The sequence below is a fragment of the Paenibacillus sp. 23TSA30-6 genome (genome assembly GCF_014858585.1).
Taxonomy (GTDB): Bacteria; Bacillota; Bacilli; order Paenibacillales; family Paenibacillaceae; genus Paenibacillus.
Genome location: NZ_SLTL01000001.1, coordinates 238,590 through 253,807, shown reverse-complemented (window position 1 = coordinate 253,807; position 15,218 = coordinate 238,590). Strand labels below are relative to the sequence as shown.

17 protein-coding genes and 2 pseudogenes are annotated in these 15,218 nt (G+C 42.4%); 3 read left to right on the top strand and 16 right to left on the bottom strand.

Annotation, left to right across the window (positions count from 1 at the left end; genetic code table 11):
* Nucleotides 1-5: 5 nt before the first annotated feature.
* The 9 genes from E0698_RS01340 to E0698_RS01300 all read right to left on the bottom strand — a co-directional run bounded on the left by E0698_RS01340 (nt 6) and on the right by E0698_RS01300 (nt 10,224).
* Nucleotides 6-944, bottom strand: coding sequence for a carbohydrate ABC transporter permease (locus tag E0698_RS01340; protein ID WP_192510360.1), 939 nt, complete (start codon nt 942-944; stop codon nt 6-8).
* A gap of 82 nt (nt 945-1,026) precedes the next feature.
* Nucleotides 1,027-2,394, bottom strand: a complete 1,368-nt coding sequence (locus tag E0698_RS01335) for an extracellular solute-binding protein (protein WP_192510359.1) — start codon at nt 2,392-2,394, stop codon at nt 1,027-1,029.
* 150 nt (nt 2,395-2,544) lie between these two features.
* Nucleotides 2,545-3,903, bottom strand: coding sequence for an aspartate aminotransferase family protein (locus E0698_RS01330; RefSeq protein ID WP_192510358.1), 1,359 nt, complete (start codon nt 3,901-3,903; stop codon nt 2,545-2,547).
* The gene (gene phnX / locus E0698_RS01325; RefSeq protein ID WP_192510357.1) at nt 3,884-4,705 is read right to left on the bottom strand and encodes a phosphonoacetaldehyde hydrolase; all 822 of its coding nucleotides are present in this window, start codon (nt 4,703-4,705) and stop codon (nt 3,884-3,886) included. The genes E0698_RS01330 and phnX overlap by 20 nt, the downstream gene beginning before the upstream one ends.
* The gene (phnW, locus tag E0698_RS01320) at nt 4,695-5,804 is read right to left on the bottom strand and encodes a 2-aminoethylphosphonate--pyruvate transaminase (RefSeq protein ID WP_192510356.1); all 1,110 of its coding nucleotides are present in this window, start codon (nt 5,802-5,804) and stop codon (nt 4,695-4,697) included. Before phnW ends, phnX begins: the two co-directional genes overlap by 11 nt.
* An 11-nt stretch (nt 5,805-5,815) precedes the next feature.
* Entirely contained in the window at nt 5,816-6,775 is a 960-nt protein-coding gene (locus E0698_RS01315; protein WP_192510355.1) for a CehA/McbA family metallohydrolase, read from the bottom strand.
* Nucleotides 6,772-7,752, bottom strand: a complete 981-nt coding sequence (locus E0698_RS01310; protein WP_192510354.1) for a CehA/McbA family metallohydrolase — start codon at nt 7,750-7,752, stop codon at nt 6,772-6,774. The genes E0698_RS01315 and E0698_RS01310 overlap by 4 nt, the downstream gene beginning before the upstream one ends.
* 267 nt (nt 7,753-8,019) lie before the next feature.
* Nucleotides 8,020-8,814: a DeoR/GlpR family DNA-binding transcription regulator gene (locus E0698_RS01305; protein ID WP_044647872.1), complete on the bottom strand. Its 795-nt coding sequence runs from the start codon at nt 8,812-8,814 to the stop codon at nt 8,020-8,022.
* Between the two features lie 60 nt (nt 8,815-8,874).
* A complete protein-coding gene (locus E0698_RS01300) occupies nt 8,875-10,224 on the bottom strand; it encodes an MATE family efflux transporter (RefSeq protein WP_192510353.1) in 1,350 nt (449 codons plus the stop codon).
* A 403-nt stretch (nt 10,225-10,627) separates the two neighbouring features.
* Here E0698_RS01300 and E0698_RS01295 point away from each other — a divergent pair.
* Nucleotides 10,628-11,189 (top strand): annotated as a pseudogene (locus tag E0698_RS01295) (transposase); the annotation flags it as partial.
* A 169-nt stretch (nt 11,190-11,358) separates the two neighbouring features.
* Here the strand turns inward: E0698_RS01295 and E0698_RS01290 are convergent.
* Nucleotides 11,359-11,835, bottom strand: a complete 477-nt coding sequence (locus tag E0698_RS01290; RefSeq protein WP_192510351.1) for a hypothetical protein — start codon at nt 11,833-11,835, stop codon at nt 11,359-11,361.
* 128 nt (nt 11,836-11,963) lie between these two features.
* Between E0698_RS01290 and E0698_RS01285 the strand changes: the two genes are divergently transcribed.
* Nucleotides 11,964-12,185 (top strand): hypothetical protein, encoded by a 222-nt coding sequence (locus E0698_RS01285; protein WP_192510350.1) that lies wholly within the window; start codon nt 11,964-11,966, stop codon nt 12,183-12,185.
* A gap of 21 nt (nt 12,186-12,206) precedes the next feature.
* Here the strand turns inward: E0698_RS01285 and E0698_RS26530 are convergent.
* The 3 genes and pseudogenes from E0698_RS26530 to E0698_RS01275 form a co-directional block, all read right to left on the bottom strand.
* Nucleotides 12,207-12,387 (bottom strand): annotated as a pseudogene (locus E0698_RS26530) (hypothetical protein); the annotation flags it as partial.
* Nucleotides 12,388-12,428: 41 nt separating this feature from the next.
* Nucleotides 12,429-13,313 carry an IS3 family transposase gene (locus tag E0698_RS01280; RefSeq protein WP_192510349.1) on the bottom strand — a complete coding sequence of 295 codons (885 nt, stop codon included), beginning with the start codon at nt 13,311-13,313 and terminating at the stop codon, nt 12,429-12,431.
* Complete coding sequence (locus tag E0698_RS01275; protein ID WP_223264208.1) at nt 13,268-13,582, bottom strand: helix-turn-helix domain-containing protein; 315 nt, start codon at nt 13,580-13,582, stop codon at nt 13,268-13,270. Before E0698_RS01275 ends, E0698_RS01280 begins: the two co-directional genes overlap by 46 nt.
* Here E0698_RS01275 and E0698_RS01270 point away from each other — a divergent pair.
* Nucleotides 13,511-14,002, top strand: a complete 492-nt coding sequence (locus E0698_RS01270; RefSeq protein ID WP_337915869.1) for a tyrosine-type recombinase/integrase — start codon at nt 13,511-13,513, stop codon at nt 14,000-14,002. The two genes, E0698_RS01275 and E0698_RS01270, sit on opposite strands and share 72 nt — an antisense overlap.
* Before the next feature lie 204 nt (nt 14,003-14,206).
* Here the strand turns inward: E0698_RS01270 and E0698_RS01265 are convergent, their stop codons facing one another.
* From E0698_RS01265 to E0698_RS01255, 3 genes are all read right to left on the bottom strand, one after another.
* A complete protein-coding gene (locus E0698_RS01265; protein WP_192510348.1) occupies nt 14,207-14,362 on the bottom strand; it encodes a hypothetical protein in 156 nt (51 codons plus the stop codon).
* 344 nt (nt 14,363-14,706) lie between these two features.
* Nucleotides 14,707-15,069, bottom strand: a complete 363-nt coding sequence (locus E0698_RS27580; protein ID WP_425339326.1) for a LytTR family transcriptional regulator DNA-binding domain-containing protein — start codon at nt 15,067-15,069, stop codon at nt 14,707-14,709.
* 23 nt (nt 15,070-15,092) lie between these two features.
* Nucleotides 15,093-15,215, bottom strand: a complete 123-nt coding sequence (locus E0698_RS01255; RefSeq protein ID WP_192510347.1) for a cyclic lactone autoinducer peptide — start codon at nt 15,213-15,215, stop codon at nt 15,093-15,095.
* Nucleotides 15,216-15,218: the final 3 nt, after the last annotated feature.

The window sequence follows — 15,218 nt, the reverse complement described above, 5'->3', positions numbered from 1 at the left end:
CCCTCCTAATCTTCAATGCGTGATGGCTTGATCATTTCATCGAAATCAAACAGCCTCAGCAGCCATAATGTCAAAATAAGCGAGATCAGAACTACCACAAGAGAAAGAGCGGCACCGTAGCCATAATATTTTAAATTAAAGGCCTGCTGATACGCATATAAAGATAACGTTGTCGTGTCTCGCATAGGCCCGCCATTGGTCAGTAGCAAGATGAAGAAATAGGAGGACACAAAACCGATAAGGTCGGATATCGTAATATACATTAACGGCCATTTTAATGAAGGAAGGATAATTTTAGTGATGACCGATTTTTCACTTGCTCCATCTACTTTGGCAGCCTTATACAAATCTTCAGGTATGGAGCTAATTGCAGCCGATAACAGAATCATGCCGCCTGAAGTTGTAGATACAATGGTAGCAATGATCACGACAGCCATAGCGATTTTCGTAAACCACGAAATGGGATCGCCATCTGGCTGGAATAAGAGCAGAACCTTATTGATTAACCCCTCATCCGTAGAATCAAATAAATATTTCCAGAACGTAACATATACAACAGCAGGAATGATGCTCGGAATTAACCATAGGACACGATAAATGACTGCCGTAAATTTACCCTTCAAGAAGTATTGGGTCGCAATCGATATAAATAAACCAAAGAACAAAGAGAACACGAGCGTAATAACTGCAAATATGAAGGTGTTCCATAAAATTTGAGGCATGCTGTAATCGGAAAATATTCGCTTGAAATTATCCAAACCAACAAAGTTGATTTTCATTGAAGCATTCAAATCCGTGAAGGACATGATAATGGTCGCAATAGCCGGAAGAATAAAAAAGACTAGCACCAGAAGAGCAAAGGGCATAATGAATAAATATGGGTACACTTTCTTGGTAAAAGGCTTCTTGTAAGCCGTCTTGGCCAAAGCCACTGGGATCTCCATAATGAGATCTGCACCTGCTTCCTATAAAGAAAATATACAGAAAAGGTGCTCATGCAAGCAGAGCACCTTTTCTGTATCATCGTTATTCTACAATGAGACTGTCCGCTGGTACATTTTGTTGTACATCCTTTTTGAATAGCTCATAGGCTTGAGATGCTGTTCGACCTTTTGTCAGAATAGCATCAATTCCAAGCGTAAAAGATTTCATATAGACCGCATAATCCATTTGAGCCGGGCGAGTTTTCGTAAAATCGATTAAATAAGCATGATCTTTGTAGAAGCTCATTTTTTGGAAGCGAGGATCCTCCTGTGCTGCCGCCGTTACAGGCAGCTTGCCGCTCTTAAGCGTATGATTAATCTGCAGATCTGCATCCAGCACATGCTCAATCAGCCTTTGAACATAAGGCATCTTTTCATCATCCACATTAGCTCCTACATAGATCATCGCAGGATTGCTGTAGGATACAGGCTTTCCTCCCTGCTGAACTGACGGAACCGGAATCCAGATGGCATTTTCCTTAAACCATTTTTCATAGCCAGCCAAGTCATCATCCATGCCAAGTTGCTTACGCATGACTTGATAAAATTCAGTACGGGCAAATTCAGCGAATAACTGGCCTTTAATGAACAGCTCCGCAGCCTTGTCCGTATCAATATCAGCAATCCCCTCCGTGACTACGCCGCGTTGCAGCGCATCATACCAAAACTCATAGACCTTCTGCGTATTTGGCGACAGCACCATCTTGTTCTGTTCCGCATTATAATTGAAGTTGCCGAATGTATAATTCCAGCCCTCAAATCGGGTATCTTCAACTCCAAAGCCTACCTTAACCAGCTTTTGCTTAACAGCCGCATCTGCAAGATCAACAAGCTCGCCGAATGTAAAACTGCCGGCATCAACGCGAGCCTTCAGCTCATCGATTTGTGCGGCTGTCCAGCCCAAGCCTTCCAGTGCCTTTCGGCTAATGAATACGGGAGAAGCGTCCATATCCTGAATAACGCCATAGTAGTGGTTTTGGTACTTCATAATGTTATCGTAGGATTTTGGCATGTTTTTGAACACATCGGATGTCCCAACCCAATCCACATCGCGGATTAGACCGGCGTTCAACTGCCACCCAATATCTACGCTGGAGTTAATAAACACATCTGCTACTTTTTTAGCTTGCGCTTGCAAAATCAGCTCATCATCGCCAACGCCAGGCCACCAGTCTATTTTGATCTGCACATTTTCCGACTTCAATTCTTCGTTCAAACGCTTTTCTGCTTCTATAAAATTGTCCTTACGCGCTCCCCATGTGTTCTCACGAACGGAGATCACGACCTCTTTGATATTCCCATCATTGCTAGAAGACTCTGTAACCGAACCAGAATTTGAGCCTGTACTACATCCCGCTAACAATGTAATACTTGTAATTACACTAACTAATCCAAGTGCAAGCCTCTTCATGCTTCTAAACCCTCCTCGTTTTCCAGCTATCACTGGCATAACTAAACTATAACGGAGAATTGTAAAAACCGTGTCAATTACACATCAATTATTTGTTTTATTTTATTTTTAATTGCGTTCATGTTGTTTTCATGAGTTATTAATCTGTTTTCATTTTGTGAATACTTCCTCCAGTGATTGATCCAAAATCAAAATAGCTTCCTCCATTTGTGTAATACTGGTAATTAGTGGGGGAACAAGCGTAATGACATTTCCGCTGGATACCTTGAAGCTTAGTCCTCGGGACAAGCATTCATAGAGAACTTTCTCAGCGCCTGTCACTTCCTTCTTTTTTGTCTCGCGATCAGATACGAGTTCTATTGCCGCAAGCATGCCTTTAACCCGAACATCACCTATTACGGCATACTTCTTCTGCAATTCCCCAAGATGAAAAAGCAGCCATTTCTCCATACTTTGCGCATGGTCAAGCAGGTTTTCCTTTTCGATGTATTCAATGGTAGCCAAAGCTGCCGCACAGCCTACAGCGCTTTTCTCATGGGTATAATGTCCGAGTGAAATATCGCCCGCAATATCCAAATGCTCTCTCGCAACGATGCCCGCCATCGGAAAAATCCCGCCTCCAAAACCTTTACCAATGACGACGATATCTGGAACAATATCATAATGCTCGTGAACGAACATTTTGCCTGTACGACCTAATGCCGTCGGTATTTCATCCAATATGAGCAACACGCCATAATCGTCGCAGATTTGACGAAGTCGTTGCATATAGGCAACACTAGGAATCTGTACATCCGTGCTTCGAATAGGCTCAAGAATGACAGCGCACACATCAACTTCTCGTTCCAACATATAGGATAGGTAGTCCAGATTTTTGGCAGCTGCCGTTTCTCCTTCACCAAAAATTGAACGATAGCTGTTATAAGGCATCATATGCTCTGTTCCAGTCATCAACGGTCCAATCCCACTCCTGAATACAGCTTCGCCACCAACCGATATTGCATCCAGGCTTGCGCCATGAAAGGAATCCCACGTCGAAATGGTTTTGTGCTTACCGGTTGCTCTGCGTGCAAGCTTTAGTGCTATTCCAATAGCACTTGTACCTCCGGGTGCAAATAGCACCTTGTTCAAATCTCCCGGTGCAAGCTCGGTCAGCTTCTGTGCCAGATCAATCGCAACCTGGCTCGTATAACGGCGGGGCAGAAATGGCAGCTGCTGCATCTGTTTAATGATGGCATTCATTACATGCTCATTTTTGTAACCCACCTGATGAACGCTATTTCCATGAAAGTCCATTACTCTGCGTCCATCCACATCCTCAATGTATATTCCCTCTGCACTTACAATGGCATTTAAACATGGCGTGGACATCGACTGATGAAGAAAGAGCTTGCTATCCTGGTCCAAGACAGCAAGCGTCTCTTCACTTAGATGCTCATCTTGCCAAGCTTGACGTTCATCCGTTCCATTGATATCTCCTTCTATACGACTATTGATGCGGATTGGCATAAGGCAGCTCCTTATTCATCAAACGTTCATTGATTTGCTCAATCATCGCAGGCAACTGTGACATGTCCTCAATAACGCCATGCGCTCCTGCTTCCATATAGTTCTTACGCACACCAGCAATAATCTGACGTTCTTCCTCTGGGGACAAAGACTCTACCTCAGCTTCCGTAAGACCAAGCATAGAGCTGCCTTTCACAATGCCAATCGCCCATACACCAGCACTATTCGCCTCTTGAATGTCAGAAATCGTATCTCCGACCTTAACCACTTGAGCATGATGACCCAGACCAAGCTGCTTCATATTTTCATAGATCATATACGGATAAGGTCTGCCTTTATCCATAACCAGGTCAGGAGTTACCCAATGATCAGGTTCGTAGCCATATTCCTTGGCAGCCTTTTCCACAAAGGAAAGCATGGTGGAAGTATAGCCTGTCGTTGCTCCAATTTTTAAGCCTTGCTGCCTCAATTGATGCACAGTTTCTACAACATATGGATTGGGCTTTCCGTATTGCGGGAGAATAGCCAGTAGCTTAGGCTCGAAACGATCATGCAGCTCATCAATGTCTGCCTCCGTATAACTACGGTCAAATTTCTCCTGAAAAGCGGCTTCTATTCTTGGCATTTGCAACAACGTTTGAATGTGATCCCACTTCAGTTGCCCCATTGGAACCCGAACCTCTTCCATCGTTAAAGGAATATCTATTTCCTCAAAAATATCCAAAAAGACCTGCACCGGTGCAAAGCAACCATAATCAACTGTGGTTCCCGCCCAATCTAAAATAATGCCTTCAATTCTCATATTTCATCTCTCCAACATAACGTAATATTTGTTTACTTAACTTCTTCATATCCTCGGCATGCACGTCACCTATATTCCCGATTCGAAATACATTAGCATCTGTTAATTTGCCAGGGTAAATGACAAAACCAGCCGACTTCAAGAAGTTATAAAAATGTTCAAATGCAAAAGGAATATGTGTTGGATACAAGAAGGTTGTAATAATGGGAGACTGTAGCTCCCTTGGCAAGTAGGCCGTAAAGCCAGCTTGAGTCAACCCTTCCACGACGATTTGCTGGTTGGTCCGATATCGCGCATGACGGGCTTCCACGCCGCCCTCTTCATCTAGCTCCTTTAGCGCCTGCGCCAACGCGTGCACGACATGCGTTGGCGAAGTAAAGCGCCATTTGCCAGCATCCTTCTCCATCGTCTCCCACTGGTCATACAAATCAAGCGATAACGACCGCGCTTTTCCTTTGCATTTTATGAGCTCATCCCTTTTACATAGAATAAAGCTAAAGCCTGGGACACCCTGAATGCATTTATTCGCGCTGCTGATGATAAAGTCGATTTGCAACTGTTCTACTTCAATCGGAATGCCTCCGAAGCTACTCATGGCATCAATTATTGCTATTCGATTATTCCGCTTAATCACATCCATCACCGCTTCAAGCGGATTCAGAATGCCTGTGGTCGTCTCACAATGGACCATGGCCACATGTGTAATAGCTTTATCCTCAACCAGTTTCCTCTCCACTGCTTGTGGATCTACCTGCGTATTAGCTTCAAATATAAGAGATAGATGGGGAATTTTAAGCACCTTTGCGATTTCCTCGATGCGCTTCCCATACGCGCCATTTTGCAAAATTAACAGCTTCCCGTTACTTGGAATGACCGATCCAATTGTCGCTTCAATCCCGAAGGTACCACTGCCTTGCATGAACAGAGCTGTGTAGTGCTCCTTCGATGCACAGCCAACCTCTAATAGTTGCAGACGAATCTGCTCGACAATCGCCTTATACTCATGATCCCAAGTGCACCAATCCTTTAGCATCGCCTCTTTGACCGTTGACGTTGTCGATAAAGGACCCGGCGTTAATAATAAATATGGGTTACTCATAGCTCCTCCAATCATTGCAACTCAGACTTGGGATAGATCGGATTGCTCCACGCTACTCTGCCTGATGCATCTACACATTCCACTCGTACATATTGCTCATTATTTTGAATGATATATTCGGCTTCGGTGATGCATTGGCCCGTCGGATCCATTTCAGCCAAGCCATTGTCCGGGAAAGTAATAAAACGAATGCTTCGTACAGGAGAGCATTTGACTTTAAACCTGTCGTTCTCAATGCGAAGATCATGGATCATGGGACCATTGGAGCTATAATAATGACCTGCTTTTATGGCCTCGATAATCGCCTGTTGCTCTAATTGATCGGTCTCTACAGCTATCCAACCTCCATAAAATTCGGATACCACCATATCAGTCGGCCCCCCGTGAGCATCGTCTGCGGCGATTGCGTTTACCTGCTTGCCTCGCTTGAGAACATAGTCCCAGTAGGATACACCATAACCTACCGCCTCTTGGATTTCGGATTGGTGATTATAGATTTCGATCGCTGTATAGCCCTCAAGTTTATGCAAATCCTCTTCCCGATTTTTAGACCATTCGGGATGATTCATAATGACAAGATTTCCTTTGCTCCTCATTTCATCAATCAATTGCTGAATGGTATCCAAGCTCTCATAATCCGGCTTTGCATGTTCCTCATCATGCTGAAAAGGCTTCTCTGCCAACAATGAGCGATCCAAAAGTCCATGCAGATGATACTGCTGACCGGTCGTATTACGTTCCATCTCGCAAGCCATTTCATAGCCGTCCAGCATAATAAACGTTTCCGTGTCATACGCATCGCTATGAAAATAGATCTCATGGTCACTCAAGCACATAAAATCATAGCCCTTAGAGCGATAGGCCTCGATCATTTGCTCTACGGTATACTCGCCATCACTGCGAAAAGAGTGTGCATGAATGTTTCCTTTATACTTTTGACAGACAGCATCCAAAAGAACAGCATCTCTCATTGTTGTTCCTCCTCCGCCAAATCTCCCACAAAGATCGGATTAGACCATGCTACTCTGCCCTTCTCGTCCACACATTCGACCCGAATATATTGCATGTCCTTCTGAATCATCATACTTCCAGAGGTCATCAGCTCACCTGTCTCGTATTGCACGAGGAACGGCCCGCGTTGTGGAAATGCTTTAAACATAATATATTGGCAGGGCGAGCACTCGACGTTGACGAACCCATCCTCCACACGATAATCCAGGATCTCAGGTCCAGAACTGGAATAAAACTGTCCCTTCTTTAGTGCATCTATAATCCCTTGCTGCGAAAGCTCCTCCGCCTCGACAGAAACCCATCCGCCCCCATACTCAGCAATTTTGCTGTTTGGGTCATGATTGTGCGAGTCATCAGCAGCGATCCCAAATACACGCTTGCCATTTTGAAGCGCATGATCCCAGTAGGCCGCTCCATAAGACGAACTTGGCGTCCATTCCGTGGCATGATTGTATATTTCAATCGCAAAAAATCCATCGTACTGAACCATATCCTCGAAACGTGTCAAATGCCATTCCGGGTGATTGAAAATGACGAGATTTCCATGAGCCTTCATTTCATCAATTAGCTTCTGCGGAGATTGTGATCCCTCCCAAGGAATGGGAATCTCAAACGATTGCAAATGATGAAATTGTTCCTTCTCCGACTCTATTGTCGGATCACCCAGCACTCCAAAGTGGTAGCCAGAGTCTTTATCCGGCACGTGATTCAAACCTCCTCTTTCCATGCCTGGCAGCACGATGAAAGAATCCGTATCATATTCAGCCGTACGAACGAATACATCATGATCCGTTATACTGATAAAGTCGTAGCCCTTATCCTTGAACGCAACGACAACATCCAGCGCCTCTTGCGATCCATCTGACCATGTCGTGTGTAAGTGCAAATTTCCTTTGTACTTCCTTTTGCTTTTGTCTAAATACACTGCGTCTTTCATCGTCACCACTCCTGTTTTTATCATCATCAGATTGACTAGGAACCTGCTGCTGAAGCGCAAAATTATGAACACAAATAAAAAATGTTTTTAATTGCTTTTATTTTTATTTATGTTGTTTTTATCATTCTACTGCTAAAAAATAATCAATACAATGCAATCGCAAATATTTAACATAGAGATTACAAATTTAATACAACAACAAACAACACAAAAAAAGCTAGTAGAGAAGGAATTCCCTCTCTACTAGCTTTACGCCTGAATCAAGCCTCACGTATATGATTCACTCGGCATCATCCATTTTGTATTGGAGTCTTCCAACTGCGCCTTCCATTCTGATGGAGGCTCCAGTTCCGAAATAACCACATCGACATTCTCAAAGTCGCATATCTTAACCATCGATCGTTTGTTCCATTTTGATGAATCCGCCAGAACAATGGACGTTTCCGACTGCTGAATCCATTTGCGAGTTAACGTTGCTTTTTCATAGTCATAGCTTGTAAATCCATGCTCCATCGATAAGGCATCTACAGTTACAAATGCCTTATTCACAAAAAAATCCGACATATTTGCTTCTGCAATAGCACCTGATACACGGAGATGCTTCACGCTCACTTCGCCGCCAAGCATAATAATTCGGCCATCGAATTGCTCTCGTTTTTTGAGCTCGATCAAGGACATCATGGCAGAGATCGAGCTCGTTAGAACGGTAACCTGCTGCTTCTGAGATAGATACGGGATAATCTGAAGCGGTGTCGTGCCTTCATCTATAAAGATAACGTCATGATCATCAATTAGTGTAAAAGCAAGATATCCAATTTTCTCCTTCGCCTCTTGGTTAATACAGGCTCTTTCAAACAATGCTGGCTCTACCTCTACCTTCAGCTTGATCGCACCGCCATACACCTTCTTGAGCTTATTCTCCTTCTCCAGCTCATCCAAATCTCTACGAATCGTTTCTGTTGTAACCTCGAACATGCGTGCCAGGTCGCCCGCAATGACCTTCCCATGCTCGTTCAGCAAGTTCATAATACTTAGCTTTCTTTCTTCACCCGCAAGAGACATTGCAAATCCTCCTATTCTTCCTCGCTACTATTCCCACGTATTTAGACACTCACTTGGACATTATAAAGATAACGCCGAGGAAGGCGTCTCAGGGACATTCTTAATCAAATTCCGCATCCATTTCTGGGAGCGATAACGTTTATACCCTATGAAGGCCTTGCTCAACTCTTCACACAAAAATAATGCATACACCCACTCCGGCGGCAGACGGAGCACATATGCCCCAACAAATACTGCCGGTAATGCAATGGCCCATGTTGTAATTAAAATCATACTCATCGTAAACAAATTATCTCCACCTGCTCTAAACATACCGACAATCCATACATTATTCAAGAAAAATGCGGTCATTGTCACAGCCTGCAGCAGAAGGATATTTCCTAAAGAAGCGTGAACCTCCCCACTTAAGTAAGGAAAAATAAAGGACACAAACGGCGAAACCATCATCATGACAACACTAACGATTATACCCGTAATGACCGAAATCCGAGTAAATCTGCGAGCATAATCCAGCGCCTGCTCCTGCTTGTCCTGTCCCAGCTTTTGTCCGATCATCACTTTTGCCGCGTAGGCAAATCCGTGAATCCCCATCATAAAATATCCTTGTAGCGTATTTGCAAGCTGGAATGTAGTCAATGCCGCGATGCTTAATGAACCAAAAGCTACGGCATACAGCATATTTCCGATCGACCACATGCCTTCGTGAAACACTAGTGGGGTTATCGTTTTCACCACCTGCTTGCGCAGTATCAGAGGTAAACTGAACAGCTCTTGGAATCGAATATTTAAATAATACGATTTGCAATAAATGAAAACAAACAAAAACAGAAGACTCGTACCTGAAGCTATCAACGTTCCCCATGCCGCTCCTGCAACACCCAGGTTGGGTAAACCCAACTTCCCGTAAATCAGCCCATAGTCGAGTGTAATATTAATCGCCATCGCACATAGACCGACATATAAAGTTATCTTAACCTTCCCTATGGATCCCAGCGCCTGAGCATAAGCATCTCTAATCGCACTGATCAGAAAAACAAAAGCCATGATCGTAAGGTATTGAATACCAAGCTGTAGTATTTCAATGTCCTTAATAAATAGAGAAAGAATCGGCTCCTTCCAGATCCACACAACAACAAACGCCAGAAGACTGATGCAGATTCCCGTCAACAGCATAAAACCGAATGTTGCTCGCATAAGCGTATGCTGCTGTTTTCCGTGGTACTGGGTCATATAAGCAGTCATCCCATAGACTGCAGTAAGGATCATCGATAAAATGAAGCTGATTCTGCCTACTGCAGCGGTGACAGCAACTGCCCCATCTCCCAAGCTGGTCACCATTAGCATATTCACTAGCGAAAATGAATTAGCAACAAGCATTTGTAGCACAGAAGGAATAACTAATCCTTTCATCTCCCGAGTAAACCCAGACTTTCCGATCGTACCCTCTCCCAAGCATATCCCTCATTCACATTCAAATTGTACGATACCTAGCATGTTTTTCACTTCGTTCTGTTTGTTTAACTATAGTCTTCTTGTTGTTTTAGTTGCTTTTATGTTGCCTAACTCATCATACATATTGCTTGTCATTTAGTCAATGCATAAGGGCGAGAGATCACGACCTTTACCAATCCTTCAATTTCCATCGCAAAATGCCCACCAATCAAAAATAAACTCCACAAACTCACCAAACATGGTTTGATAGTTTCAATGTTCTTCTGCGTTGTATTTTTGAACCGTCTGTCATCAAAAAAATCCTGATAAGCAAATTTTAATAACTTAGACACCATCTAACATTGGAGGTGCAGTTTTTGTAATGGCTAAAGTGACCACACAAGAAAAAATACAAGCGGTAAAAAGGTATCTTGAAGGGAAGGAAGGACAGAAAAGCATAGCGAGGAGTATAGGAGTATCGCATAGTATACTCCTAACATGGATTCGACAGTACGAACATCATGGAGAACAGGGTTTTGAAAATGGCTATACAACTTATTCCGTGGAAGATAAACTAAAGGTGCTTCATTATATAAACGAACATGGGACATCTATCCGCGAAGCAGCTGCGATCTTCAATATACCAACACATTCTCTGGTACTACGTTGGAAGAATCAACTAGAGACAGAAGGTGTATATGCCCTCAAATCAAAGAAAAAGGGGCGTCCATCCATGAAAGAAGAATCCAAGAAACCTACTCCAGTTGAAGGCTCTATCGAGGCGTTACAAGCGGAATAGAACGTTTGCGCATGGAGAATGCCTACTTAAAAAAGTTGAATGCCTTAGTTCAAAGCAAGGAAAAATCACAAAGCAAGACAAAGTGAAAGTCATTTTTGAACTAAGGCTGAATTACCCCGTTACGGCTCTGCTGCAACTGTCTCATTTTGTCTTATAATCCGTATTATACAATATATGTCATTTATTGAGAGGTATCTTTTTGGTATATTCGCCACACACTCCGGTCAAAAATAAAAAAACTCTGCCGACCAATTAGGTTAGCAGAGCTTTTAGTTTAAGGAAAATCTACACCATTCATCTTATTGTTGAATAACCTATAAAAGCAACATTAGAGCCTTAGTAACCCACCAAGCAGCAGTTTCATTTCCGGTAACTTGCAAAGCACCTGCATATATTGCATCTTCAATAGCTCCAGTAAAGTTATCAACAACACCAAGAATCTGTAAGAACCCCTCTACTCCAATGAAAGCTTTCACTGAGGCCGGAAGCTTATCATATCCTGCTTTTAAAGCTTTTACTGCCCAACTCAATTTCCCTTGTGTTTGATACTCTCCACGGTCTTCTTTATTTTGGATGGCTTTAATAAAATCATTTTTTTCCTGCTCAGACAAATTGAAGTATTCGGCGATACCTTCGATATCTTGTAATTCAGATTCACTAAGAGAATCCTTAGCACTACTAGAAACACTATTAGAGTCTGTAGAAGGCAATGCGTACATTGAGGCTGGTACCGCAATCACACCTGATAGTAAAGTTGCGGCCATTAGTGAGGTTATCCATACTTTTTTCATCACTTCAACTCCTCATTGTTTTTTATATGCATTTACCATTGATGTAATAGTTACTCTATTTATGGTAAACTATAGTTGATTTTATGACAAGTTCTATTTTGATTAATTATTTTTTCAGGAGGTATTTGGTGAAAAACATTTGGAGATTTATCATCGCGCTGCTCATCGGCAACATTATCGGGAATCTAACATACGGAAGGTTAGAATTTTTTCAATACAACACAGGAACTGGATTTTTCACATTAGAAAACCTCATTAAGTTTATTATCGACTATGGTCTGGCTGTGATTATTGCATTAATCATATACATCTTGATTGGAAAAATTTTTACGAGAAGTGATCAGGAATAAACCAAAAGGACTCCTTACTGGTTATAAACCAGCGGAGTCCTTTTTCACATCTACTCTAAATTCAAATTGCTTACGAAACAAGTAAAGATCCGTTAATCTTAACTGCATCAGGCGAAAACTTTTCTACGGGGCCTCCATAGTCTACAACTTCCACCATATCATCACCCAATGGCTGGACAACATATACTCTTACCTGGCTTAACCCTGGTCAAGACCCCATTTTATAGACACTGAAAAAAGCCCCTAGGCTATAAGCTGCTTCCGATACTCTTTCGGAGGCAGCTTATTTAACTTTCGTTGTGGTCGACATTGGTTGTAAAATCGAATATATTCTTCTATTCTCCTTTGTGCCTCATCCATATTTCGGATATCATATGGGTAGAGCCCTTCCGTTTTGAGATACGAGAAGAAGCTCTCCATCGAGGCATTATCATAACAATTGCCTCGGCGAGACATGCTGATTCGGGCGCCAACCTTTGGCAGCATGTCATGGTACGCATGGGACGTGTACTGGAATCCCTGGTCGCTGTGAACGATGAGGCCAGTCACGTCTTTTTGCTGTTTCCAGGCTTGTCGAAACGTCTGTAAAACCCGTTCGTTATCATTTCTATGGCTCATCTGGTACGCGATAATTTCGTTATTGAACAAGTCTTTAATCGCAGATAGATATAGCCAGCAATCACCTACACGATATTGCGTGATATCTGTGACCCATTTTTGATTAGGTTTGTCCGCCTTGAAATCCTGTTTTAGCAGATTTTTCGCCACACGACCTTCCGTAGAAGAAGCATAGTTGCAGCGATGCTTTAGGCGAATTTGTGAGCGGATTCCCAAGACCTGCATGAGCCGGAGTACCTTTTTATGGTTCATCCAGACGCCATGATCGTGCTGCAAAAATAGTTGGATTTGACGGTAGCCGTAGACCCCGTTATACTGCTCATACACTTTCTTCACAAGTGCTTTCGCGTCCCGATCTCGATCTGCATCTCTCCGTTTTAAGAAGGCGTAATATCCACTTCTAGAGACCTTAAATAGCTTACAGAGTTCGCTAACTGGATACTCTTTAGCGGCCTTCTCAATCGTTACATACTTGTGCGCCTCATCTCCTGCATCCAGATTTCCAAACACTTTTTTAGCATTTCGTTTTCCCGTTTTAACTTTTGGACGTACCTGTCCTGGTCCATATATTCCTTCCGTCGTCCTCGCTGGTCCATAAGTCCGAATTCACCGAGTTTCTTGTACTTCTGCATCCATTCTTTCAACCGATGTCGATCTGCAATCCCGAACTTCTCCATGAGTTTACGATATGTCCAACCTTCTTCGATATGAAGCCGTATGGCCTCTACTTTGGTTTCAAACGTATACTCTTTAAACTTCTGTCCTTTTTTCGCTGGCATAAAAATGCACCCCCTAGAAATTCATCGGATAAACCAGGGGTTTATTCCAATGTCTATTCTAAGGGGTGCACTTCATATCACGATCAGGGTTTTATATTCGCGAGAGTCGGCAAATTTGCTGGGTATCCTCAAGTTATAAAAATGGTTGAACTCAGGATGAAGAGACTTTTAAAACTAGCCGGACTTAATCCTGATCTCACCCCGCACTCACTTCGCCATACCCATACGTCACTATTAGCTGAAGCCGAAGCCACTCTCGAACAAATCATGCAGCGGCTAGGACATGCGAACGACGAGATAACGCGCAGAATATACCTTCATATAACTAAGCTAAAAAGAAAAGAGGCTGCTCAAAAGTTCAGCGAACTAATGAGAGCCTCAAAAAATCTGATCAGAGGTAAAAATTTGTTAACAAATTAACATACCGATCACCTAAACCCTTGCTACAACAAGGGTTTTTGGCATTCTTACATCATGCCGCCCATATCGTTTGAAACTGTCGTACTTGATAAAATCGCTTTATCTATAAGGGTTTTTTTTAATGAGCACTGTCGTACTTGAGTAGGAAAAAATAGGGCTAAATTAACCTGCCGTTACCCTTTCGTTACCCAACAAAAAGAGCACTTACTCCTGACAAGTGAATGTGTGCTTCCATGATGGAGCCTCTACATGAATCACAATAGGGGGCTTGATTTCTAATACCTGAATTACGGATTGGATATAAATTTCAGCATTCTCTTTCTTCACGTCCCATTTAATCTCTATTCGGTGTGTCTGCATTGATGTACTCCTTATTTGTTTGTCTTTACTGGTAAATAAATATCCTGTATACTCACGGTGAATATTTTAAGGTGGGACTTACTTGGCTATCCTGGCAGGGATGCCAACCCACATTTATGCGTCTCTCTTATGAGAGGCGTTTTTTTGTCGCACCCCAATCTATGTAATTATATAGTTTTAACCACCTGCCTTTATTTTCAAAATCGAGCCTTATACCTATATTAAATCCCAAAATCAGGGTCTTTGGCAACATAAATTCGGCATGCTGAACTCCTGCCATTTAACGACTCTATTCGACAATATTTAGTTTTTATTTCGACAAAAAAGACCACTTTATAAGTGGTCTAAGAGAATATGACGTTGGGATTTAATATTCCTATTTTGTTGATAGCTTCATCATAACGGTTATGAGCAATTTCACATCGCTTCGTTTTCCTAGTTACAACATCCGTAAAATACGCCACTTTGAATAAGGAATTTATCATAACAACGTTATCAGCGTTGATAATATTACTTCTATCCACATAAACGAATTTGTGACCACTCTCATTTAGGGCCGTCATACAGTATTTCAATGGACCTGTCATATAATATTGATCCGTTTCAGTGTGTACTACGAGCCTATTAAGTATTCGCTTATAACTTATATACCATATTGAATTGACTCGTAAATCAATGTACCCTTCTAACCCTTTAGGATCGACCATCACACTTACCACGAAAATCCCCCCTACTCAAACAATTCTGCTGGTGGCTCCGGGTTATAGATAAAGGCTATACTTGCAACACTTACTATCATAACTCCTATTGAAGCAAGACATGTAGCGATAGCATAATAGGTACTTTTTTTCATACG